The organism is Streptosporangium sp. NPDC048047 (assembly GCF_040653115.1).
Taxonomy (GTDB): Bacteria; Actinomycetota; Actinomycetes; order Streptosporangiales; family Streptosporangiaceae; genus Streptosporangium.
On record NZ_JBEZNH010000012.1, the window covers coordinates 148713 to 171918 of the forward strand.

The 23206-nt window shown below is 72.1% G+C and carries 21 protein-coding genes; 8 read left to right on the forward strand and 13 right to left on the reverse strand.

Annotated elements, in window-relative coordinates; genetic code table 11:
* Positions 1-133: 133 nt before the first annotated feature.
* Positions 134-304 carry a DUF3073 domain-containing protein gene (locus AB0D67_RS13775; protein ID WP_362933728.1) on the forward strand — a complete coding sequence of 57 codons (171 nt, stop codon included), beginning with the start codon at positions 134-136 and terminating at the stop codon, positions 302-304.
* Positions 305-497: 193 nt separating this feature from the next.
* Here the strand turns inward: AB0D67_RS13775 and AB0D67_RS13780 are convergent, their stop codons facing one another.
* Complete coding sequence (locus AB0D67_RS13780) at positions 498-1787, reverse strand: endonuclease Q family protein (protein ID WP_362933731.1); 1290 nt, start codon at positions 1785-1787, stop codon at positions 498-500.
* A gap of 300 nt (positions 1788-2087) precedes the next feature.
* Between AB0D67_RS13780 and AB0D67_RS13785 the strand changes: the two genes are divergently transcribed.
* Positions 2088-2459: a sensory rhodopsin transducer gene (locus AB0D67_RS13785; RefSeq protein ID WP_362933734.1), complete on the forward strand. Its 372-nt coding sequence runs from the start codon at positions 2088-2090 to the stop codon at positions 2457-2459.
* Here the strand turns inward: AB0D67_RS13785 and AB0D67_RS13790 are convergent.
* Positions 2452-3357, reverse strand: a complete 906-nt coding sequence (locus AB0D67_RS13790; protein ID WP_362933737.1) for an alpha/beta fold hydrolase — start codon at positions 3355-3357, stop codon at positions 2452-2454. The genes AB0D67_RS13785 and AB0D67_RS13790 overlap by 8 nt on opposite strands.
* 322 nt (positions 3358-3679) lie before the next feature.
* Between AB0D67_RS13790 and AB0D67_RS13795 the strand changes: the two genes are divergently transcribed.
* From AB0D67_RS13795 to AB0D67_RS13805, 3 genes are read left to right on the forward strand one after another with little or no spacing between them, the layout of a single operon-like run.
* Positions 3680-4402, forward strand: a complete 723-nt coding sequence (locus tag AB0D67_RS13795) for a CPBP family intramembrane glutamic endopeptidase (RefSeq protein WP_362933740.1) — start codon at positions 3680-3682, stop codon at positions 4400-4402.
* Positions 4403-4406: 4 nt separating this feature from the next.
* Positions 4407-4745 (forward strand): PadR family transcriptional regulator, encoded by a 339-nt coding sequence (locus AB0D67_RS13800; protein WP_362933743.1) that lies wholly within the window; start codon positions 4407-4409, stop codon positions 4743-4745.
* Positions 4742-5470: a hypothetical protein gene (locus tag AB0D67_RS13805; protein WP_362933746.1), complete on the forward strand. Its 729-nt coding sequence runs from the start codon at positions 4742-4744 to the stop codon at positions 5468-5470. The genes AB0D67_RS13800 and AB0D67_RS13805 overlap by 4 nt, the downstream gene beginning before the upstream one ends.
* A 166-nt stretch (positions 5471-5636) precedes the next feature.
* Here the strand turns inward: AB0D67_RS13805 and AB0D67_RS13810 are convergent, their stop codons facing one another.
* Positions 5637-6446, reverse strand: a complete 810-nt coding sequence (locus tag AB0D67_RS13810) for a class I SAM-dependent methyltransferase (protein ID WP_362933750.1) — start codon at positions 6444-6446, stop codon at positions 5637-5639.
* Between the two features lie 273 nt (positions 6447-6719).
* Here AB0D67_RS13810 and AB0D67_RS13815 point away from each other — a divergent pair, with 273 nt between their 5' ends.
* Genes AB0D67_RS13815 through AB0D67_RS13825 form a run of 3 tightly spaced genes read left to right on the forward strand, consistent with a single transcriptional unit; the run spans position 6720 to position 11888 of the window.
* Positions 6720-7976, forward strand: a complete 1257-nt coding sequence (locus tag AB0D67_RS13815; RefSeq protein ID WP_362933753.1) for a DUF559 domain-containing protein — start codon at positions 6720-6722, stop codon at positions 7974-7976.
* Between the two features lie 4 nt (positions 7977-7980).
* The gene (locus tag AB0D67_RS13820; RefSeq protein WP_362933756.1) at positions 7981-8670 is read left to right on the forward strand and encodes a hypothetical protein; all 690 of its coding nucleotides are present in this window, start codon (positions 7981-7983) and stop codon (positions 8668-8670) included.
* Positions 8667-11888, forward strand: a complete 3222-nt coding sequence (locus tag AB0D67_RS13825; protein WP_362933759.1) for a DUF87 domain-containing protein — start codon at positions 8667-8669, stop codon at positions 11886-11888. Before AB0D67_RS13820 ends, AB0D67_RS13825 begins: the two co-directional genes overlap by 4 nt.
* Positions 11889-12104: 216 nt before the next feature.
* On the opposite strand, the gene AB0D67_RS13830 is transcribed toward AB0D67_RS13825, so the two are convergent.
* From AB0D67_RS13830 to AB0D67_RS13875, 10 genes are all read right to left on the reverse strand, one after another.
* Complete coding sequence (locus AB0D67_RS13830; RefSeq protein WP_362933762.1) at positions 12105-14042, reverse strand: CDGSH iron-sulfur domain-containing protein; 1938 nt, start codon at positions 14040-14042, stop codon at positions 12105-12107.
* Positions 14043-14087: 45 nt separating this feature from the next.
* On the reverse strand, positions 14088-15506 hold the full coding sequence (locus AB0D67_RS13835; RefSeq protein WP_362933765.1) for a transposase: 1419 nt from the start codon (positions 15504-15506) through the stop codon (positions 14088-14090).
* Positions 15507-15683: 177 nt separating this feature from the next.
* The gene (locus AB0D67_RS13840) at positions 15684-16397 is read right to left on the reverse strand and encodes a P-loop NTPase (protein ID WP_362933866.1); all 714 of its coding nucleotides are present in this window, start codon (positions 16395-16397) and stop codon (positions 15684-15686) included.
* Between the two features lie 5 nt (positions 16398-16402).
* The gene (locus AB0D67_RS13845) at positions 16403-17638 is read right to left on the reverse strand and encodes a PP2C family protein-serine/threonine phosphatase (RefSeq protein WP_362933768.1); all 1236 of its coding nucleotides are present in this window, start codon (positions 17636-17638) and stop codon (positions 16403-16405) included.
* A complete protein-coding gene (locus AB0D67_RS13850) occupies positions 17626-18066 on the reverse strand; it encodes an ATP-binding protein (RefSeq protein WP_362933771.1) in 441 nt (146 codons plus the stop codon). The genes AB0D67_RS13845 and AB0D67_RS13850 overlap by 13 nt, the downstream gene beginning before the upstream one ends.
* 27 nt (positions 18067-18093) lie before the next feature.
* On the reverse strand, positions 18094-18411 hold the full coding sequence (locus AB0D67_RS13855; protein WP_362933774.1) for an STAS domain-containing protein: 318 nt from the start codon (positions 18409-18411) through the stop codon (positions 18094-18096).
* Positions 18412-18436: 25 nt separating this feature from the next.
* A complete protein-coding gene (locus AB0D67_RS13860; RefSeq protein ID WP_362933777.1) occupies positions 18437-20530 on the reverse strand; it encodes an alpha-amylase family glycosyl hydrolase in 2094 nt (697 codons plus the stop codon).
* Positions 20527-20883 (reverse strand): STAS domain-containing protein, encoded by a 357-nt coding sequence (locus tag AB0D67_RS13865; RefSeq protein WP_179822198.1) that lies wholly within the window; start codon positions 20881-20883, stop codon positions 20527-20529. Before AB0D67_RS13865 ends, AB0D67_RS13860 begins: the two co-directional genes overlap by 4 nt.
* A gap of 14 nt (positions 20884-20897) precedes the next feature.
* Complete coding sequence (locus AB0D67_RS13870; RefSeq protein ID WP_362933780.1) at positions 20898-22727, reverse strand: AGE family epimerase/isomerase; 1830 nt, start codon at positions 22725-22727, stop codon at positions 20898-20900.
* On the reverse strand, positions 22717-23133 hold the full coding sequence (locus tag AB0D67_RS13875; protein WP_362933783.1) for a VOC family protein: 417 nt from the start codon (positions 23131-23133) through the stop codon (positions 22717-22719). The genes AB0D67_RS13870 and AB0D67_RS13875 overlap by 11 nt, the downstream gene beginning before the upstream one ends.
* Positions 23134-23206: the final 73 nt, after the last annotated feature.

Consider the following 23206-nt stretch of genomic DNA (forward strand, 5'->3'; position numbering starts at 1 on the left):
GCGGGGTGCCGCCGAGGACGGCCATGGCGAGCGCGTCCTGAGCGACCGCGCAGGCCGTGCCGGGCCGTGTTCGCCGCGAAACGCAACCGGTGACAAGAGGTCGAGCAGGACCTGCGTGTAGGGAGTACAGCCAATGGGCCGGGGTCGAGCCAAGGCGAAGCAGGCGAAGGTGGCGCGCGAGCTCAAGTACGGCAACCACGGGATCGATCTCGATCGGCTGCGCGAGGAACTCGTCGCGGCGGGTGGTTCGCGGACGGAGTCCCAAGCCGAGGACACCGCCGACGACTACTTCGCCGACCGTTAGACACGTTCCGCGGGCGGTCTGAGTCCGTCCCGCGGACCGTCGTTCACCGGGGCCGTCGTCCGGTGGGTCCGTTCTCCGGGCCCACGGCGAGGTTCCCCCGGACACGCGTCCGGCCCCGGCCTCAGAGGCCGGGGCCGGACGGGTTGCCGTGCCCCGGTTCCCGACCGGGAACCGGAGCCCGGAGTCGGCGGAGCTAGAAAAGCGTCGGGGCGGCGGCCTCGGCGGTCACCCGGTCGAGCTCGCCGGGCCGGAAGAACCGGATCGCGCCGAACACCCCGTCGTAGCCGGGATCCCGGATCACCTCGCCGCGGCGCAGCCGCCCGACCGCCTCGGCCAGCGGCGGCGAGCAGGCCGCGATGTCGTCCACCGGCACGTCCTGGAGGATCGCCAACTCGGGACCCAGGGCGGCGGTGAGGTCGTCGATCTCCCGGGCCACCTTCTTCGACCTGGGCCCCACGCCCAGGATCTCGCCCACGATCTCCGGCAGTGGGACGAGGCTGCGGAAGCCGGGCACGCCGTCCGGGCGGGCGCCCTCGGGCCGGTCGGCCAGGTCCTCGACCCGGCTCAGCACGCCCACCGTGAGCGGCCTGCCGCACACCGGGCACCGTCCGCCGCGCTCGCGGGTCTCCCTCGGGGTCATCCGGACGCCGCACTTCCGGTGCCCGTCGACGTGGTACTTCCCCTCCTCGGGGAAGAACTCGACGGTTCCGGCGTACCCGTCGCCGGTCCTCAGCGCTTCGAGGACGGCGAAGTAGTCGAGGTCCGTCTCGAACACCGTGGTCTCGCGGGCGACCATGGGCGGCGAGTGGGCGTCGGAGTGGCTGACCAGCCGGTAACGGTCGAGGGCGGAGACCCGCCAGTTCATGGCCGGGTCGCTGGACAGCCCGGTCTCCAGCGCGAAGATGTGACCGGAGAGCTCGCCGTAGCACTCCTCGACGGTGTCGAAGCCGGACTTCGAGCCGAACACGCCGAACCACGGCGTCCAGACGTGGGCGGGCACCAGGTAGGCGCCCTCGCCGCTGTCCAGGACGGTCTCCAGCAGGTCACGGGAGTCCAGGCCGAGGACCGGCCGGCCGTCGGCCGCGAGGTTCCCGGCCTTCGCGAGCTCGCGGTTGAACCTCTCGGCCGCCGCGAAGTCCGGCATGTACACCAGGTGGTGGATCTTCCTGGTGCGGTCGCCCCGCCGGTAGACCGTGGAGACCTCGGTGGAGAGCATGTAGCGCACCTCGGCGGAGGCCAGGCGGGGCGGCAGCGTGCGGGAGACGTCGCGGTCGATCTCCTCGCGCAGCCGGAACAGCCCGGGTTCGGCCGGGACGAGGCTCTCGCGCAGCCGCTCGAACCACAGCGGGTGCGTCAGGTCGCCGGTGCCCATCAGCGTGACGCCCTTGCGCCGGGCCCACCACGTCAGGTGTTCGAGGTCGCTGTCCCCGCTGCAGGCCCTGGAGTACTTCGAGTGCATGTGCAGGTCGGAGTGGAACCGCATCCGCGACCGTCCCGTCACCGGACGCGCGGGCCCGGGTACGGCCCGGCGGACCCGGTCGGCTGGGGGGAACCGGGCCGGCGGCCGCGGCCGTACCGGGGGGAACCGGGCCGGGAGGCGCGGCCGTACGTCGTCAAAGGGGTCATGCGGACTCGTTTCCCTGCGTGACGGGGGGTACACACGCACGCGAACCGGGAATGGCCGGGGGTGACGGCGGACGCAGAGGTCCGCCGGACGCACGGAGGTCCGGAGAGCGGCGAGGACGGCGACGGACGCGTGCCGGATGCGGGGGCAGGAGGCGCGATGACGGCGGTGGGCACCACCACATGGGCCATCCCGGAGGGCTACATCCCCTCCGGCGGTACCGGCCCCGAGCCGGAGATGCTCAGTCACGAGACCGCGTGCATACTCAACGCGGCGGACGAGGACGCGCACGTCGAGATCACGCTGTACTTCGCCGACCGCGAGCCGGTCGGGCCGTACCGGGTGACGGTGCCCGCGCGGCGGACGGTGCACCAGCGGTTCAACGACCTGACCGACCCCGAGCCCGTGCCGCGTGACACGCCGTACTCCTCGGTCCTCCGCAGCGACGTCCCCGTGGTGGTCCAGCACACCCGCCTGGACTCGCGCCAGGCCGAGAACGCGCTGCTCTCGACGATCGCCCACCCTACGTGAGGTCCTCGGGGTCCTCGGGGGCGAAGAACTCCAGCAGCAGGCGGTTCAGCGCCTCGGGCCGCTCGGTCGGGATCCCGTGGTGCGACACGTCCGGCAGCACGGCCGTCCCGGCGTGCGGCATCAGCCGCCGCGCACCGGCGACGACCGCGCGGGCGTCGTGCGCCCGGCTGCGCTCCGCCGCCACGACGAGCGTCGGCACGGCCGAGGTCGGCAGCAGGGCGGCGTCCGGACGGCGGATGGGGATGATCCTCGAGCGCGGGAGGTCCGTCGCACCCGAGACGTAGAGCTCCAGCCAGCCCTCGTCCACGGGCGTTCCCCCAGACTCCCAGGCGGTGAGGGCGCGCACCCGCCGGGGCGTCGGGCGCAGCAGCGTCGGCAGGGCACGCAGCAGGTAGCGCGGGCTGAACCCGGTGAAGCACCGGGTGGGGTCGAGGAGCGCGAGACGGCGCACCAGGTGCGGCGCGCGCAGCGCGAACGCGAGGGCGATCTCGGCCCCGTACGAGTGCCCGCACAGGTCCGCGCGGTCGAGCCCGAGACCCGCGAACGTCGCCTCCAGCCAGTCGAGCAGGTCGTCCTCGTCGCGGATCGGCCTGTCGCCCCGCGCGCCGTGTCCCGGCTCGCCGATCCGGTCGATCGCGTAGACGCGGTGCGCGGAGGCCAGGGCGGCGGCGTTGGCGAACCACACCGCCGAGGTGGCCCCGCCGCCGTGTGACAGCACCAGCGGGGGCGCGTCGGCGGGCCCACAGGCCAGCACCCGGGTGGTGCCGTACTCCGAGCGGACGTCGATCTCCTCGGTGGCGGCGGGCCATCGCGCGAGGACGCGCGCGTAGGCGGCGGCGAAGCGCCTCCCGGCCTCGGGTGTCCGGAAGGCGGGGGCGGGGGGCGTGGTCTCGGGCATGCGGTCCCTTCCTGCTCGGCGCGGATCCCCGTTCGGCGCAGGTCCCCTCGGGTGTGGGGCCGGTCCGGCGCGGGCCCCGTCCGACGTGGGGCCGGTCCGGCGCGGGCCCCGTCCGATGTGGGGCCGGTCCGGCGCGGGGCCGGCCCGGTGCGGAGAAGCGGTCCGGGGCGGGGCGGAGCCCGGCCGACGGAGATCCATGCCGAGTCTTCCCCACGGACCGGGCGGGTCTCCATCCGGCCTGGAAAGTCGTCCATCTATCTAGGTAGTATTTCTAACTAGCTTGCTCTATCTTCTAGGTGGCACACACGACGAAAGGACCCCCATGCCCTCCCTGGTGCTCGCCGCCGCCCTCGTCGTCCACCTCGCCCTCGTGAGCCCCTGGCTCGGCAGGCGCTCCTACGCGCGCCTGGAGCGCGAGCGCGACCGGGACGGGCGGATCCTGGTCCGGATGTTCACCGCGTGGACGGCGGAGCTGTGGGCGCTGGCGGCGGTGGCCCTCCTGATCGTCGGCCTGTCCCCGGAGCTGGACCTCGCCGGTGCGGGCTTCGTCCTCCCGGCCGACCCGGAGACCACCGCCGGGATGCTGATCGGCCTCACGGTCGCCTCGGCGGTGGTCGTGCTGGTGACCGTCCGGATGACCAGGGCGGGCAGGCCGGTGCCCGGACAGGCCGCCTTCCGGGCGATGCTGCCGCGCACCCCGGCCGAGCGGCGGGGCGCCCTGGCGCTCTCCGTCAGCGCCGGGATCTGCGAGGAGATCGTCTACCGGGGACTGCTCATCGCGCTCGGCACGCGCGTGCTCGGCCTGCCCCTTCCCGTCGCCGCCGGCCTGGCCCTCGCGGTGTTCGTCGCCGGCCACCTCTACCAGGGATGGCGGGGCATGGCCATGGTGGCGGTGGCCGGGCTCGGCCTCACCCTGCTCTACCTCAGGACCGGCAGCCTGCTGCTCCCGGTCGTCATGCACGCCGTCGTCGACATCCGCTCGCTGCTCCTCACCCCGGCTGGTAAGCGTGACACGCTAGATGGCATCGCTACCGTGCGAGGATGAGGTCATGGCGACCGACCGACGCGCGAGCTGGCTCAAAGGTGTCCTCGACCTGCTGGTGCTGGCCAGCCTGACCGAGGGCGAGAGCTACGGCTATGAGATCTCCAAGACGCTCGCCGAGGCCGGACTGGGCCAGATCAAGGGCGGAACCCTCTACCCGGTGCTCAACCGTCTGGAGGAGGCGGGCCTGCTCGCCGCCGAGTTCCGGGTCACCGAGCGCGGTCCGGGCCGCCGCTACTACAGGCTCACCGAGCGGGGCCGCGAGACGCTGACCGAGCAGAGCGGGCTGTGGCTCGCCTTCGACGAATCCGTGCGGGCCATGCTGACCAAGGGAGCGGCCGGATGAGCGACTACTTCGACGAGCTGGCGGCGCTGCTGCGCGACAGGGGCGTCCCGGCGGAGCGGGTGGCCTCCACGATCGAGGAGCTGGCCGGGCACGTCGCGGAGAGCGGCGCCGCCCCGGAGGAGGAGTTCGGCCCCGTCGCCGCCTTCGCCGACAGCCTCGGCGGTGTGACCGAGGGCGACGCGGCCGGCGGGGACGACCGGACGGCCTCCGCCGGGGAGAGCTGGTCGTGGACGGCCGACATCTTCGCCGACGAGCGGCGGCTCAACGAGTTCGGCGGGCAGGGCTGGGAGGTCGACCGGGTCGACCGGCGCGGCATGTTCGTCAGCCGCCGGGACCCCGAGCGGCCGCAGCGCTGGGAGTACCGCCGGGAGACGGTGTGGCCCGAGGGCAGGCGCGCCGTGACCGAACGGCTCGCCCCGGACGGCTGGGAGCCCTGCGGCACCTGGTTCCTCTACGAGTACTTCAAGCGCCCCGGGGCCGCCTCCGAGGGCCCGGCGGCCGAGATCGGCTCACCGCCCCCGGCGCCCGGCGGGCGGCTGTTCCTCAGCGTGCGGTTCCTGCTGCTCCTGGCGGCCTGGCTGCTCCTCGTGATCGCCGCGGGATGGGTCATGCGGGGCGTTTTCGGCGGCGACGACGGCGCGGATTTCGCCGTCGGCACGGCGACGGGCGTCGGGGTGGTCGCGGGAGCCGCCCTCGCCCTGTGGACGCTCGCCCGCCGCCGCTGACCGCCCGCCGTCCGGCGGTGCGCGCCTCCCGCCTCCACCGGGTGGGGCCCCTCGCGCCGCCGCCGAGGAGCCCCGGACCGCCGTGGCCGCGGGCGAACCGGCCACGGCGGCTCACCGTACGGCGGGCCGGGGCGGAGTCCGGGGCCCGGGCGAGGTCCCGGGCGGGTCAGAAGTCCAGCCGGTAGTAGACCGACATCCGCCGCATCACGGGCAGGAGCCGGGCCGACGCCACGAGCGCCCGATATCCCCGGCTCAGCCCGGTGTATCCGGGGTCGTCGAAGACACTCATGGACGTCGTGCACCGCAGGCCCGGGGCGATCGTCTCCAGCTCCGCGCAGCCGTCGATGCCCCAGTGGAGGGTGGCCCCGGCCTTCCGGACGATCCGGTTGGCCCGCTGCATCCGGACGCCGAGCCTGCTGAAGCCGTCGAAGACGAACCGTCCGGAGGGGAAGCGGTCCACGACGCGCCGGAAGAGCGCCCGGCCCTCGTCCTCCTCCAGATACATGGTCAGGCCTTCGGCGACGACGAGGACCGGACGGTCGGCGGGCACCTCAGCGAGCCAGGCGGGGTCCGTCACGGATGCGGCGACCAGCTCGTAGCCGTCGCGCGCCGGGTAGAGCTCCCGCTTGAGGTCGATCACAGCGGGCCGGTCCACGTCGTACCACCGCACGCCCGGACCGGGATCGACGCGGTGCACCCGGCTGTCCAGGCCGCAGCCGAGGTGCAGCACGGTCGCCTCGGGGTGGCCGGCGAGGAAGTCGCGGGTCCAGGAGTCGAGGAACCTGCCCCGGAGGGCGATGGTGACGTGGTCACCGCGGCGGACCCCCGTGTCGGCGGGGTCGAACTCGATCTCCCGCAGGGCCGCCACGGCCAGTGTGTCGCCCAGCATCGGACGCGGCGACCGGGCGTCCAGGGCCCTGCAGTACAGCGTGGCCAGCATGGTGGCCTCCGCACCGGAAAGGCGTGCCTTCGGCATGGGTTCACCGTACGCCCGCCTTCTCACGGACGCGCGGTTTTCCCGTACGCCGTCCGTGACGGTCACCCCGGCTCGCCGGTACGGACGACACGGCGCGGTGCGGTTCCGCGGACGGGGTGGAGGTGCCGGTCATGGGGCGCGGGAGCCGGTCACCGGGCCGCAGAAGTGGAGCCGGTGGATTTCCGTGACAATTCACTGAAAACGCATGCGTAACCGTGTTCGCTCCCTTAACCTCGGCAAGGTCGAAGCGTCCATATGTCAAAGGAAAACGGCATGGCGCAGTCGTGGACCGAAGTGCCGATGCGACATGTCGTCCGGGTGCGCCGGATGGATTCCGCGCCCGTGGAGGTGGCGGCGGACGCGCTCCCCGAAGGTCTTCCCGCCGTTCTCACCTGTTCCGCCGACCAGGCACGGATCCCCCGCGCCGCCGACGGGGAACGGATCACCCGTTTCCCCGAGACCGCCCGTTTCCCTGAGACCGTCCGTTTTCCCGAGCGGGAACGGCCCGCCCGTTTTCCCGGACGGGAACGGCCCGGTCGTTTCGTCGACGAGGCGCGAACCGCGAGTGAGATCGTCGGCGCCGTCCTCGACGAGCTGGAGCGGGCCGTCATCGCCCTCTTCCCGGCCTGGCTGCCCGGCGCCGAGGGCGTGGGCGGCGCGGGAGGCGCCGCGGTGCTCGCCGTACGGGAGCTCGCCGGGCGGATGGCGGCGGGCAGGCGCGGTCTCGCCCCCTTCCTGGCCGATCTCGCCGCGCGCTCTCTGGTCGATGGAACGTTCCGAAACCCTCCCCGGACGCCCGCCGAGGTGCGCGCCGCCGGTCTGGCCCTGGCGTACGCCGTGAGCTTCGGGCGGACGCGCACGGCGATCCTCGTCCGGGTCCCCGAGGGGCTTCCCCCCGCCGGGGAGGAGAGGCTGGTGGAGGCCGGAGAGTGGCTCATCCGCCACGGTGGCCTGGGGTTCTGGCTCACCGGGGCGGGCCCCGCTTCTCCGGGCGGGGTGCCGGTGGTGACCGTGGAGCCGGGGCCGCTCCCGTCACGGCGGACGCCACCGGCGCGGCCCGCGCCGATCGCACCGCCCGCGCGCCCCGCACCGGGTGTGCCGCCCGTGCCGTCTCCGGGCCCCGGACGGTCCCGCGGTTCGGGAGGGACGCCCGCGCGACCGGCCGGATCCCCCGCCGGGGGGCGCCCGCACCCGGGCAGCACGGTGGAGTCCGCGCTGGAACGGGCGCTCGGCTCCTGCGCCTGGGCCGCGGGGCGGGCCTGGAACCAGACGTACCAGCCGGGTCCGCTGCTCAACCCCATCCGGGTGGACCTGCTGTGGCGGGCGGAGCGCTGCGTCGTCGAGCTCGACGGCCCGGAGCACCGCGGTCCGGAGAACCGCGCCCGGGACCGGGCGCGGGACGCGCGGCTCCGCGGCGACGGCTACGCGGTCCTGCGTTTCGACAACGACCGCGTCATGAACGACCTGCCCTCCGTACTGCGTGAACTGAGGAAATTCCTCCAAGCCCGCCGTGGCCCGTCAGAAGGATGAGGACATGACCGAAAAAGAATTCAAGCTTCCGGAAATGTCGGTGCTGGTGGTGCTGATGGCGGAGACGGAGGGGATTTCCAACCCCGAACTCCAGGAGCGTTACGGCCTCAAACTCGACGGGGAATCCCGCAAGAAGCTGAACGGCCTCAAACTCGTCGAGAGCCGCAAGCAGGGCCGCGCGTTCGTCCACACCCTGACCGACCACGGCTGGGCCCGGATGGGAGAGATGATCGAGGCGGGCATCCCGCTGCCCAGCGGCTCGGCCGGGGCGATGTGCCGCGCCCTGCTGACGGGGCTGAGCCGGTTCCTGACGCGGACCGGACAGGCGCCGGCCGACTTCTTCCACCCCGGCAGCGACCTCTACCCGGGCGGCGACGAGGACGGCCCCGTGGAGGAGGCACCGGACGTCGCCGGACCTCCCGCCGGGGAGGCGGACGTCACCGAACGCATCCGCGTCGCCTACGCCGAACTGGCCCCCCGGCCCGGCGCCTGGGTCGGCCTGGCCCGCCTGCGGCCGCTGCTCGGCGGGTTCGGGAGAGCCGAGGTGGACCGGGCGCTCAAGGGGATGATCCACCTGCCGGAGGTCAGCATCGTGCCGGAGAACAACCAGAAGACGCTCACCCCCGAGGACAGGGCCGCGGCGGTGGTCATCGGCGACCAGGACAAGCACCTCATCTCGATCGGGGCGCGATGAGCGGCCGGGAGCTGGAAGCCCTCCAGGCGCTCAGGTTCAACTGGGCCGAGGGGCCGGAGGACGTCTGGAGCCCCTCGTCCTTCCACGTCGAGGCACTGAACCCGGTGGTGGAGCGCCGCGTCCTCGGCGGAATCGCCGACGTGGTCGGCGGCGGCGCCACCAGCCCGATCGGCCTGGTCCTCCAGGGGCAGCGCGGCACCGGCAAGACCCACCTGCTCGGCTGGGTCCGCGAGCGGATCCAGCGGGAGGGCGGCTACTTCTTCCTGGTCGGCCTGCTGGACGCGCGGACCTTCTGGGAGAGCACGCTGCTGTCCATGCTGGACGGCCTCTCGCGGAACGGCGACGAGGGGGAGAGCCAGCTCAAGGTCCTGCTGCGGCGGCTGGCCGAACTGGCCGACGTGCCGCGCGGGGTCCGGCGGGAGGTGATCGGGAACCGCGGGGTGACGCCCGGAAGCCTCGACGCCTTCGCCGACGCGCTGCGCCGGTTCAACCCGCACGTCGGCAAGGACGCCAAGGACACCCTGCGCGCCCTCGTCCTGCGCGCGGGCGCCGACCATCGCGCGCAGGACGTCGGCGAGGGGTTCCTTCAGGCGCTGCCCGAGGAGGAGCCGGGCGGGAGGGCGGCCTGGGGCATCCGGCAGTTCCCGAAGACGCCGCAGGAGATCGTCAGGGACCTCTCCCGCCTCCTCGCGCTGACCGGGCCGTCCGTCATCGCCGTCGACCAGATCGACGTCCTCGTCGCGCAGTCCGCGATCTCCAGTGACAGTACGGCGGTGCACGACTGGCGCGACCTGATCGTGGCGGACCAGGTGGCGGGCGGCCTGATGGCGCTGCGCGAGGTCACCCGCAGGACCCTGACCGTCGTCTCCTGCCTGCCGCACACCTGGACCCTCATCGAGAAGTACGCCACCGACACCGCCCGCGACCGCTTCCGGCCGATGCCGCACCTCAAGCCGCTGCCCGACGCGGGCACCGCCCGCGCCCTGGTCGAGAAGCGGTTCGCCGCCCGGTTCGCCCAGCTCGATTTCACCCCGCCCCACCCGACGTGGCCCGTACGGCCGGCCGCCTTCGACGACGCCGGCGAGTACACCCCCCGGCAGTTGCTGATCAGGATCGACGAGCACGTCACCGGGTGCGTGGTCGACCAGGAGGTGCGTGAGCTGGACCGGCTCGACCGGGCCGGGGCTCCGCATCGGGAGCCCGTACGGCGGAGCCACGACTTCACCGGCATCGAGGCCAGGTTCGCCGAGCTGCGCCGGAAGGCTCATGTTCTCGACGCGCTGGACGCCGACGTCGAGGACGCGGTGATGCCCGCGCTGCTCGCGGCGGGGTTGTCGGCGTGGATCGACGGACTCGGCGACGCCGGGCGCCGGTTCAGCGTCGATCCGCCGCCCAGCAAGAGGCCGCCGCTGCACGCCCGCCTCCGGCTCACCCTGGACGAGGAGACCGAGGACGAGGCGCACTGGGCGTTCCGCGCCATCGCCGCCCCCCACCCGGTGGCCGCGCTGAGCCGCCTGCGCGCCGCCGCCGTGATGGCCGGGCTGACCGCGGAGGTCCCCCGCAGGCGGCTGTTCGTGCTGCGCGGGATCCCCTGGTCGAAGGGGCCCCGTACGGTCGCCGCGCTCGCCGAGTTCGAGCGGGCGGGCGGGCGGATGCTGGACGTGGACGAGGAGGATCTCAGGATCCTGGCCGCGCTGCGGGAGCTGTACGCGGAGAACCCGCCGGACCTGCGGGCCTGGCTCGCCGCCCGGCGACCGGCCCGGGAGGTCAGGCTGCTGGCCGAGACCTTGGACGACGCCGGGACGACGCACACCGGACACGCGCCGTCCGAACCGGTGACCGTCGGCGCCGCTACCCCGGCGCCCGCGCACACCGGTCCACCGGCCCCGGCCCCGGTGACCACCGGCCCCGGAGGTCCGGAATCCATGATCATCGAGGCTCCGGCCGCCGGACCCGTCGGCGGGAGCGTGGTCACCGGGGCCGGGGACGGCGTGCCGTACATCCCGCTCGGGGTCGCCGTCCTCGGGGGACGGCCCGTCGGGATCGAACTGGAGGCGCTCAGAAAGCACGCGGTGGTCTTCGCCGGTTCCGGCTCGGGCAAGACCGTCCTCATCCGCCGCCTGGTCGAGGAGTGCGCGCTCCAGGGCGTCTCGGCGATCGTGCTCGACCCGAACAACGACCTGGCGCGGCTCGGGGACGGCTGGCCGGAGCCGCCGGAGCGGTGGGGCCCCGGGGACGCGGAGAAGGCGGCGGAGTACCTCGCCGCCACCGACGTCGTCGTCTGGACGCCGGGCCGGGTCGCCGGACGGCCGCTCAGCTTCCAGCCCCTCCCCGACCTCGCGGCCGTCGCCGGGGACGCCGACGAGTTCGCCGCCGCGGTGGACGCGGCCGTCTCCTCCCTCGTGCCGCGCGCCAAGCTCGACTCGAAGACGAAGAACGCCCTGATCGGGCGGGCCGTCCTCCGGGAGGCCGTCGCGCACTACGGGCGCGCGGGCGGGCGGGGCCTGCCGGGTCTCGTCGAGCTGCTGGCCGACCTGCCCGACGGGGTGAGCGGGCTCGGCGACGCCGGGCGCATCGGCGCCGGGCTGGCCCAGACGCTGAGGGCCGCGATGGTCAACGACCCGCTGTTCGCCGGCGCCGGGACCCCGGCCGACCCCGGCGTCCTGCTCACCCCGCCGCCCGGCAGACGGGCGCGTGTGTCGGTGATCAGCTTCGTCGGCCTGCAGTCGGACGAACAGCGGCAGGGGTTCGTCAACCAGCTGCAGCTGGCGCTGTTCGCCTGGATCAGGAGGCATCCGGCCGGGGACCGCCCGCTGGGCGGGTTGTTCGTGATGGACGAGGCCCAGACCTTCGCGCCGTCGGGCGCGATGACCCCCTGCACGCGGAGCACGCTGGTGCTGGCCGCCCAGGCGCGCAAGTACGGGCTCGGGCTGGTGTTCGCCACCCAGGCGCCCAAGGGGCTGCACAACCAGGTCCCGGGGAACGCGGCGACCCAGTTCTTCGGCCTGCTCAACGCCCCCGCCCAGATCGAGGCGGCCAAGGAGATGGCGCGGACCAAGGGCGGGCAGGTCACCGACGTCTCCCGCCTGACGGCGGGCCAGTTCTACCTGGCCCCCGAGGGGAGGGCCTTCAGCAAGACCCGGGTCCCGATGTGCCTGACCCACCACCCCAGGGCCCCCCTCACGGCGGAGGAGGTCATCGCCAGGGCGAGCGGCTGAGAGCCGGCCCCCTCGTCGAGGCGCGCCCCACACTCCTGCGGCCCCGCGGCGCGCCCCCGGGCCTTTCGCCCGGGGTGCCGGGCCGGCTCCGAGACGAGGCGCGCCCCCGCGGACCCTCTCCCGGGCCGCGGGGACGCGCCCGCCGGAGCGGCGCCTCCGGGTTCCACTCCGTGGATCTCCGCCGTGCGGGGTGTCCAGGGGGCCGGAGAACGGAACCTACTCGGCCATGCCGGTCTCGACCCACCGCTCGAAGGCGGTGACCCACTCGGCCGGCCACGCCCCGTCGCACGGCATGGTCCCGCCGCGCAGCCGCTTCAGGATCTCCTCCGCGTGCGTCCGCACGTCCTCGCAGGACCACAGGTCGAACGCGAACCGCATGGCGTTGCGGTCCTGCGGCCGGAACAGGGACTTGATGTGGGAGCCGTAGGAGACCGCCTCGCCGTCGGCGGGCAGCGCCACCGGTTCCTTCTCCTCCTGTACGGCGAGGGCCGAGACGCGGGCTCCCGGCGTGGCGTCGCACACCCACCACCAGCGGGGCACCGGCATGTGCGCGGGCGGTTGGGCCTGCTGCTGGGAGTTCTCCAGCGCGATCCGCGACCCCCACTCCAGGTAGGCGACGAAGGCGGCGCGGAACTCGGCGTCCTGCGGCACCCCCGCCTGGTCCGCGGCCCGGCACATGAGCGCCACCCAGCGCGCCCGCTGGTCCTCGGTGAGGCACCTCCCCACGTGCTGGGAGATCATCCGCTCGTACCCGCCGTACCCCTCGCTGTAGGCGCGCGGACCGCCGAAGACCTCGCCGAGCCATTTGGCGACCCTGACCGGGTGGTCGGGCGACATGCTCGCGAACAGCGGGCCGATCAGCGGGTCCTCGGGGACGAGTTTCCCGTAGAACAGCCGGGTCATCCGGGTGAGCGCGGGCAGCCCTCCGGCCCACTCGAACAGCGTGACCTCGGCGTCGGGGTCCGGCACCGGGTCCTTGAACGAGGTGTTCCAGTGCATGCCGCTGCAGAACGGCTTGTTGAGCGAGTGCCCGCACCGGCAGAGGCTGTAGTGCTCCAGCGAGGCGCCCTGGTTGCGCGGTACGGCGGCGCCGCCCTCACCGGTCAGGCGGACGCCCCCGGTGACGCGGTACGGCCCGTCCTTGGACACCTCGACGGCCGGTTCCCTGACCGGGTCGGCCACCTCGCGTGCCTCCTGGCCGTCGATCGAGAGGCCCAGCGCGCCCGACGGGCAGGCGCGCACCGCCGCGATGATCTCGTCCACCCGCCCGCCGCTGGGCGCGACGAAGGGTTCCTGGCCGAGCCGGAACACCGAGGAGATCCGGTCGGTGCAGAAGCCCGAGTGGGCGCAGATCCCCCGGTTGTCCAGCACGGTCACGCCGACGCCGGGGTAGGAGTCCTGGCGGTCGGGCACCCGCTTGGGGTCCTTGGCGCCGGAGAAGCCGATCCGGGAGTGGCTCCCGTCGCACAGGGGCTTGGTCTCCGACGCGCCGCACCGGCACAGGGCGACCTGGGGGCACGTGGCGATCCTCTCTCCCAGCCAGGAGTAGAGGGTGACGTTGGCCGCGAGGTAGGGGCCGTCCTCGGCCACCTCGATCCCGCTCTCGACCCCGGCCATCAGGCGGCGCAGCTCCGCCAGGCGCTCGGCTCCGGCATCGGCTCCGGTGCCGCTTCCCGCGCCGCCCCTGTCCCCGGTTTCGTTCCCGCCTCCGGCCCCGGTCCCGCCTCCGTCCCCGTCGCCGCTTCCGGCGGCGGTCAGGAGGGAGAGCGCCTGGAGCGCGGCGGTCGCCTCCTGCAGCCCGGCGTCCGCCTCCCCCGCGGCCCGTGCCCGCTCCTCGGTCGCCGCCAGGGTGAGGGTCCACAGCCGTTCCGAGGGCGTGCCGCCGGCGCCCTCGCCCGCGCCGCCGCCATCGCCCCCCGCCCCGCCGTCGCCGTCCACACCGCCGCCGCCCGCGCGCACACCGTCGCCCGAGCCACCGTCGCCCGAGCCGCCCGGCCCGCCGTCCCCGCCCACGGTCCTCCGTAAGGGGGCGATCACGCTGTCGCGCAGCCGCCGTGCGACGTCCTCGCCGAGATCCGGTCCCTCCCCGTTCCGGATGTCGTGTTCGAGGCGGGACGCCTCCCGCAGCAGCGCGCTCAGCCTGTCGTGCGTCATCAAGTGACCTCGATCCTCAAGTCAGGTCTCTTGTCAGGAGATGAGTCAGGTCTCCTGCCAAGGAGATTTCACGTTCCTTGTCGTGGCGGCGCCTCCGGCCCGGGGGGTCTCGCCCAGCAGCGTGTGCAGCCGGTTCAGGACGATGAAGGCGTGCGCGGCCGACACGAGGGTGACGTGCCGGTGCCAGCCGCCGAACGACCTGCCCTCGAAGTCGTACAGACCGACGAGCCTGCTGATGCGCTCCTGGTCCCGGTAGACCTGGCGGCCCAGGTTGGCGCAGGCCAGGAGGGACGGCACCGACATGCGGGTGAGGTTGGACACCCAGAAGCTGGGCCTGCCCTGGACCGAGTCGCGCCACTCCGCGATGAGGACGAACGCCCGCCGTCCCGGCGGCAGGTCGGTGCTGACCGGCGCGAAAGGCGAGACGGAGGGGTTCGGCTCCGTCTCGGCGCCGGGCACGTCGACGTGCATCGCGGCGGCCAGCACCCCCTGGTTCGCGTTCTGCTCGGTGTCCTGCCACTGAACCACCCTGCGTTGTTCCTTGAGGTACCTGGCCAGGGACTCGGCCGACTGCCCGGTCTCCTCGTGACGCCGGCCGTCGCCCCATCCCGTGCGGGTGAACCGGGTCGCGCGGTTCACCCGGACGATGAACGGGATGCGCAGCCGGTGGAGCTCGGCGATCGCCTCCGCGGCGTCGGCCTCGCGGGCGTCCAGGACGACGGGCCGCACCGGCAGCCCCCAGTCGTTGATGATCGTGACAAGCGCGTCAAGACCTATCCCCCAAGGTGAGCCGCTCTTGACATCCGACGGAATGGCGGCGGAACGGCGCCGGAAGGTGTCGTCGGCCCAACTCGGCGGCAGGACGAGATGCCAGTCCATCGGGCAGCTCATCCCGGGTTGCGCCAGCCATATGCCGAGCGCCCGCTGACAGTTGACAGATCTTCCTAAATGGGAGACAAATTGTGTGTCAACTCCGACGGTATTGCTGCCCGCCTTGGGAATGACAAGCGGTGAGATGACCCACGAGGATACCTTGAGATTTCCGCAGATAATCCTCGCCAGCCGACGGCGGACTTCCATCCATTGCCAGGTGGAGTTGCTGACGAACTGCTGGAGGTTCTGCTGGGAGGCGGGCTGGCGACAGGTGGCGGCTATGCTGCGCATTGATTTCCGCCCGTCGGAGACGAGGAGTCCTCGGATATACATCCACCCCCACCTGCGCTGATCTCGCCGGCTCAGTGAGCCCAGAAGTTCTCTGCAGAACTCCTCCAAGATCTCCTCCCTTACCAGGGAGGCGATATGGGACGATGATCCAAGCCGGCTTTGCCCCTGTTTTGTTGACGGCACCCGTGACCCCTTTCGTGCCCTTTGGTGCGTCTTGCCGATGCCGGATCGGCCACAGATCAAAGTACATCTGCGGTCTGTCCGTGTCGAGAAGCGCGAAAAATTTTCTAAATCGATCACCGATTGTCACCGCGACCGGAGAAGGGTGGCGCTCCGTTGTTTTGGGCCCTCTTTCGGACGGAGAACCGGCCCGGCCTTATTCTCCGGGAAATGCAGAACAGAACCGGTTCGCCGTCCATGACACGGACGGTGACAACCGGATGAACAAATGATGTGAATCTTTTTTCAGGGAAGCCGCTACCCGGTCAGCGCCCGCGTGAGCGCCCGGATCCGGGAGGACAGCCCGTGCTCGGGGTGCGCGGTGACGAACGCCTCCCCGTCGCCGGCGGGCGCGAACTCCGCGAGCTCCGGGGAGTACGGCAGGACCGCCATGGGCACGTCCCCGTGGACCGACCGGGCCTCGTTCAGGATGCCGGGCTCGGCCAGCGACGCGGGCACCATGTTGACCACCAGGAACGAGGGCGACAGCCGCAGGGGCGGCCTGCCGCGGATCCGGTCCACGTGCAGGCTGACGTCGGCGATGCCGGCGCAGACCACCGCCTCCGTGGTCAGCCCGGCGGGGGTGTCCAGCAGGAGCAGGTCGAGGTCGAGCGCGTCGACCAGCCGCCGGCACCCCTCCACGAGCAGGCCGGGGTCGTAGCCTCCGACCAGCGCGCCGGCCGCGTCCTGGGGGCCGCGGATCGCGGCCACGGCGAACAGCGCGCCCTCGCCCCCGGCCGCCCCCGTCGGCAGGTGGTGGGCCGCGCGCGCGATGTCGCAGTCGCCGCACAGGTAGTCCGCCAGCGACCACGTCGCCGGCACGCCGAGCGCGTCGGCCAGGCCGGGTGACTGCATGGCGGTGTCCACGATGGCCACCCGCAGGCCGCTCCGCGCCGCCGCGGCCCCGATGTTCACCGCCAGCGTGGTCTTCCCCGTCCCCCCGTACGAGGAGGAGACGCTCACGATCCGCATCCCCGTCACCGGCGCCTCCGCAGCGCCAGCATGGTGATGTCGTCCGACTGCGGTGCCCGGCCGGTGTGCGCCTGGACCTCCGCGAGGGTCCCGCCGACCATGTCGGCCGCCCCGGCGCCGGGCATGCCGCTCAGCAGCCGCACCAGGCGTGGCAGGCCGAACAGCTCCCCTTCGCCGTTCCTCGCCTCGGTGACGCCGTCGGTGTAGAGGAAGAGAGTGTCGGACGGCCCGAGGGTGACGCCGGCGATGGTGAAGGCGGCGTCGGGCCAGAGCCCGACGGCCGGCCCCGTCGTCCGGAGCAGCCGGTGCCCCCCGGAGCCGCGCAGCAGGATCGGCGGATTGTGCCCGGCGTTGATGTAGAGGAGCCGGCCGGAGCCCGGGTCGGTCACGCAGAAGAACAGCGTGACGAAATACGCCTGCTGGAGGTGGTTGGCGGTGAGGTAGCCGTTGGCGGCGTGCACGGTGGACAGCAACGGCAGGGCGCCGATGCTGGGCGAGCTGAGGAAGACCTGCTGGCTGGGCAGCAGGAACGGCGCCAGGGCCCCGCCCGCCCACGGGTTCTGCGCCGAGAACCGCAGCAGGGTGCGCACCAGCGCCATGAACAGGGCGGCCCCGATGCCCTTGTCGCAGACGTCGGCGACCAGGAACGCCGTCCGCCGCCCGTTGGCCATGGAGAACCCGTCGTAGAAGTCGCCGGAGACCTCCCGGGCGGGCTCGAACCCCGCCGCCACCTCCCAGCCGTCGGGGCAGGGCAGCTCCGGCGGCAGGAACCCCTGCTGGATCTGCCTGCCGATCTTCAGGTCGCGGTCCTGCTGGAGGAAGCTGAAGGCGGGGAAGGGGCCGAGCTCGGCGGCGGTGCGGACCAGCAGCCTGCGCTGGTGCTCGCGTTCGAGCCGGTTGCGGACCAGCGCCGGGGTGAACGGCGGGACGAGGAATCCCAGCTCGTGGCCCAGGTGCGCGTCCAGCGGGACGTGGTCGGGCCCGCAGAACAGCAGCACCCCCGGAGGCGTGCGCAGGTGCTGCCACTTCTGACCGACCAGCGCCACCTCCTGCGCGGTCATCGAGGCGTGCAGCAGCAGGAGGTCCGGTTCGAGGGCGTCGTGCGCCCCCGAGAGGACCTCGGGACCCGAGGAGAGCACCGGGCGGTTGCCGCACCCGGCCAGCGCGCCGGTCAGCTCGTGCGTCGCGCCGTCGGCGCCCTCCTCGGGTCCTCCCACGATCAGGAGCGTCAGCTCATCCATGGCGCCCGGCGGTCGTCGTGGGCGACCAGGTCGCGGCCGGAGCGGCGGACGACGACGATCGTCCGGTTCAGCTCTCCGACGCGCTCGTAGATGAGCCGGTCGGCGCTCATCCTGGCGAGGCTCAAACCGAACCCTCCCACGGGCAGGTCGTCGGGGTCGACGACGGGGATCGGACGGTGTCCGGACGTCGGGTCGAACTCCGTCCCGAAGTCGACGATGAGGAACAGCACCCAGCCGTCGCTGACCGAGGAGTGCAGTTCGATCTCACCCGCCGAGGCGGGCGGGTAGCCGTGCGTGATGACGTTGGTGATCAGTTCGTCGACGGCGAGCCGCAACCGGTAGGCGTCCTTGTCGCCCAGGCCGGCGACGGACACGGCGCCGCCGACGAACTCCGCGACCGCCGCCAGCGAGGCGACGGTCGCGGGCACCCGTAGTGTCTCCATGCGGGCGGCGGGTCAGGCGGAGAACGACTCTCGGATCGTGATGGCGTGCTGTAATCCCGTCATCCGGATGGTCTCGGCGACGTTCTCGTTGGCGCCCTCGACGATCACCTCCATGTCGTCGCCCATCTTCTGCCGGGCGAAGACGAGCCCCCGCACCCCCGCGGAGGATATGTAGGAGAGGCTGTGCATCGCCAGGCACAGCTTCTTGGGCGAACGGGTCGCCACCTGCTGGAGGATCTCGTGGAAGCTCGGCGCGGACAGCGCGTCGAGGTCGCCGCTCATCTGGATGGTGACGGTGTCGCCACTGGTGATCAGATCTGCCTGGAACATCTCGTATCCCCTGTCATCCGGTTCGTCACACGGTCTGCGCGCAGAGCACGACCGTCGAGCGGGGTCCGACGCGCAGGACGTGCTGGTCGTCCAGGGCCGGCTCCTCTCCCAGCGGGAAACTGCAGTCGACCGCCCCGGTGTCGGCGGCCAGGCGCCACAGCGCGCCGTCCGGCAGCAGGGGCAGCTCGACGTCGTGCTGCTCCCAGTGCGCGTTCGCCACGACGTACACGCAGTCGACGGCGTCGCCCAGCGGGGCGCAGCGCATGACGGCCATCAGCCGGCTGCCCTCCGACCAGTCGGGCGCGTAGGCGGTCACCCCGTGCCAGCTGATCTCCGGCAGGCCCGGCCGTACCTCGCGGCCCGTCGGGTGCTCGGCCGTGCGGACGGCCGGGTGGGCCGCGCGGAACCTGGCGAGGTCGCCGGTGAACCTCACCAGCTCGTCGGTGAGCGGGTTGGGCGTCCAGTCGACCCAGCTCAGGTCGCTGTCGTGGCAGTAGGCGTTGTTGTTGCCCCACTGCGTGCGGCCCCGCTCGTCCCCGGCCAGGATCATGGGGATGCCCTGGCTGGTGAGCAGCAGCGCGAGGAAGTTCTTGACCTGGCGGCGCCGCAGGTCGTTGATCTCCTTGTCGTCGGTCTCGCCCTCGGCGCCGCAGTTCCAGCTGTTGTTGTCGTTCGCGCCGTCCCGGTTGTCCTCGCCGTTGGCCTCGTTGTGCTTCTCGTTGTAGGAGACCAGGTCGTAGAGGGTGAAGCCGTCGTGCGCGGTGACGAAGTTGATCGACGCCGCCGTCGCCCGCCCGGCGTAGAGGTCGGGGGAGCCGACGTAGCGGGTGGCCATCTCCCCCGCCACGCCGGTGTCGCCCTTGACGAACCGGCGGATGGTGTCGCGGTAGCGGCCGTTCCACTCCGACCAGCGGTGGTAGTTGGGGAAGGACCCGACCTCGTACAGGCCCGCCGCGTCCCATGCCTCGGCGATGAGGACGCAGCCGCGCAGCACCGGGTCGAAGGCCAGCTCCTGAAGGATCGGCGGGTTGGGCAGCGGGGTGCCGTCCACGTCCCTGGACAGGATGGCCGCGAGGTCGAAGCGGAAGCCGTCGATGCGGTACTCGACGGCCCAGTAGCGCAGGCAGTCGAGGACGAACTTGCGGACCACCGGGTGGTTGCAGTTCATCGTGTTGCCGGTGCCGCTGAAGTTGTAGTAGTACCCCTCGGGGGTCATCATGTACCAGACGTCGTTGTCCAGTCCCTTGAACGAGATCGTCGGGCCGTCGTGGTTGCCCTCGGCGGTGTGGTTGAAGACCACGTCGAGGATCACCTCGATGCCGTTGCTGTGGCACTCGCGGACCAGCGCCTTCAGCTCGTCGCCGGCCATGCCGTACTTGCCGCTGGCGGCGTAGCCGGACTTCGGGGCGTAGAAGGAGACGGTGGAGTAGCCCCAGAAGTTGTACAGCCGCTCGCCGGTCTCCGCGTTGATCCGGCTGTTCTCGAACTCGTCGAACTCGAAGATCGGCATGAGCTCGATGGCGTTGACGCCGAGCGACTTCAGGTAGGGGAGCTTCTCGCGCAGCCCCGCGTACGTCCCCGGCGCGGACACCCCGGAGCTGGGGTGCCGGGTGAACCCGCGGACGTGCGCCTCGTAGATGATGAGCTCCTCGCGGGGGATGCGCGGCGCGACGTCCTCGCCCCAGTCGAAGTCGTGGAACATCAGCCGCGACCTGTGCTGGTAGGGCTCGGACCAGTCGGGCTCCCGGCCCCAGACCTCCCGGCCCACCACGAGCTTGGCGTAGGGGTCGGACAGGACCCGCTCCGGCTCGCCGGCCGGCCCCTTGCAGCGGAAGCCGTACTCCAGGTCGTCCAGGCCGTCCAGCTCGTAGACGATGAGCGCCCAGATGTGCCCGGTGCGGAAGGAGTCGGGGATCGGCAGCTCGGCGTACGGCTCGCGCTCGCCGTGGTGGTAGAGCACCAGGCTGACCGCGGTGGCGTTCTCGGAGCAGACGGCGAAGTTCACCCCGCCGTGCAGGAAGGTCGCTCCGGGCAGCAGGGGGTTGCCGTGCCGCACGGGGAACCCGGAGATGCGATGGGTGGGGTAGGAGTCGATCCGGTCCAGCATCGGACTGGTCATGGTGTCTCCGTCAGCAGTTCGGCCGCCTTGCCGAGGTCCTCGGCGACGGTGAAGAAGTTGAGGAAGCCGACGGCGCTCATGAGCATCCGGAGTTCCTCCGACAGTCCCACCACGGCCATCTGGCCGCTGGCGCACTGCGCCTGCCGGTAGGACAGCAGCATGACGCGCAGGCCGGCGCTGGACATGTAGCGCAGGTTCGACAGGTCGAGCGCCAGCAGCCGATGCTCGGCCAGCGCCCTGCCGACATGTTCCTGCACCACGGGGGCCGTCCTGCTGTCCAGGTCGCCGGTGAGTGCGACCACCGCAAGCTCGCCCTCTTTCGAGACCGTGACGTCGAGTGTTCGCGTGGGCATCTCGTCTCTCGTCCTTACTTCTCGGACACGGGGGTCAGGGTGACGCGGATCGGAAGCCGGTCCTGCGTGTCGGGGAGGTCCACCTGGAGCTCCTCGGCGTCGAACCGGTGGTACGGGCTCCCGTCGACCTCCACGGACTCGATCCGGATCGAGCCGGGCGGCAGCAGATCGGGGGCGACGCGCAGCGTGCGGTCGGGGAAGGCGCCCGGTCCGGGCTTGAACCACAGGTTGAGCGGTTCCTTCTCGACGAGGAGGTTCGTGTAGACGGTCGCCAGGTAGCACAGCTCGGAGGAGTGGTACATGCTCATCGAGTGGCTGCCCTTGAACCGCTCGGTCCCGAGGAGGTACGGCATGCCGTCGGCGAGCACGTTGAAGTAGACGGCTCCCTCGTCGTGGTCGAGGAAGAAGGTGTTGTAGAAGGCCGAGGCGCGCCGGGCCTCCTGGAGGAAGTCCCGGTCGCCGGTGACGCCGGACAGGATGAGGTAGGCGAGGATCGCCTGCTCCTGCTGCCACCAGGCCTTGCGGTCGTGCCAGGCGAACCGGTGCCACCGCTCGCCGGCGGCCTTGGTCCGTTCCACGACGTCGTACCAGCCGCCGCGCTGCTGGTCGCTGCCGACCTCGGGCATGCGCCGGGCGATCCGCTCGGCCAGCTCCCGGTAGTCCTTCTTGCTCCGCAGTGAGTTCATCCGCATGAGGTTCCATGCGATCTTGAGGTTGTGGCCGACGACCGCGCGGTCCTGCTGCCAGGTGTGGCCGCGGTCGGGGCTCCAGTCCTCGTTGAAACGTTCCTGGACGAACGGGCTGCGGTCGTCCTCGGGGAAGTGCTCGGCGATCGTGTCGAACGTGCGCTCCAGGAAGTCGGCGTACTCCTCGCGGCCCGTCGCGAGGTAGAGGTTGATCAGGTAGGCGGGCGCGTGGTCGCCGACCGAGTTCCAGTTCTTCCTGCCGTCGTTGGGCGCGATGGAGGGGTGCCGCGGGTCCATGAAGATCGGGTCGATGTGGCTGAAGTAGCCGCCGCCCTTGGTGTCGCGGAAGTGGTTCTCGAACAGCCTGATCGTGCCCTCGGCGTCGCGCAGGATCGCCGGGTCCCCGTTGACCCGGTAGGTCTGCGTCGGCCCGGCCAGCGCGTAGATCTGCTCGTACATCGGGATCGCGTCGTAGTCGTCGGAGAACTCGGAGGTGAAGAGCTTCTTCTCCGGCCGGTCCTCCTGCACCTCGATGCCGTGGTACCAGTAGGTGACGTCGTGCATCGGGTCGGCGAACCGCATGTGCTCGCGCAGGTAGTCCACGCCGCGCTCGGCGGTGTCGAGATAGTCGTCCTTGCCGGTGAGCATGTACGCCGAGGCCATGCCGTACACCAGGCGGGAGATGGTGTCGGTCTCCTGCACGTGGCTCGATGTCTTGCGCCCGTCGAGCCGCAGGACGGTGCGGTAGTCGCGGTAGTCGACGGGGCCGGAGCCGAACTGCGCCTTGCGGTAGAAGGCGGCGATCCGGTCGAGCTGGTGGATCCACCAGTCCGGCTCCTCGAAGCGGTACTCGCCGGGCCGGCGGCCCACGAAGACCAGCCGCTTGGCGGCGAACTCCCAGCCGCGGTCCTGCGGGGCGTGCACGCCGTAGGCGAAGAGGTCCTGACCCGGCCTGATCATGTCGTCGCGGTGGTCGGAGGCGTCGAGGTAGGGGTATTCGAGGTTGCGCAGCACCTCCGCTGAGGTGGTGTCGTCCACGGTGACGTCGAACTCGCGGCCGTCGGCCGTGACGAGCCCGAACGTCCCCTTGTCGTCCATGGGGGCGGTGACCCTGCCCGCGATCAGGTCGCTGAACCGGAAGCTCACGTCACTCGGCATCTGCTCCGCCTTCGGAAGTCTGGTCCTTGAAACCTTGCGTTATCTCCACGACGGTGCCGTCGGGGTCCTTCACCCACACCGTGCGCCAGCCGGGGATGAAGTCGTCGAAGCACAGCGGGCCCAGCGACACCTGGGCCTGCGGGCCCATCCCGGCCAGGGCCTCGTCGATGTCGTCGGTCTGCAGGGCGATGTGCCGCAGAGTGCCGGCCGCGGTCGGCCCGTCGCCGCCGGGCGCGCCGTCCCCGGCCTGGAACAGCTCCAGGTAGACGTCGCCCTTGCGGAGGAAGAGGATCTTGGAGTCGCCCACGGGGAAGGTGGCCGCGCGGGCGAAGCCGAACCACCGGCAGTAGAACTCGGCGGTCACGTCCACGTCGTTGCAGTTCAGCGCGGTGTGAGACCACCTCATGCGGTCCTCCGCGGGTCCGTGCGCGACCGCATCATGCGGCGCTCCGTGGGGTCCGTGGGGTCCGTGGGGTCCG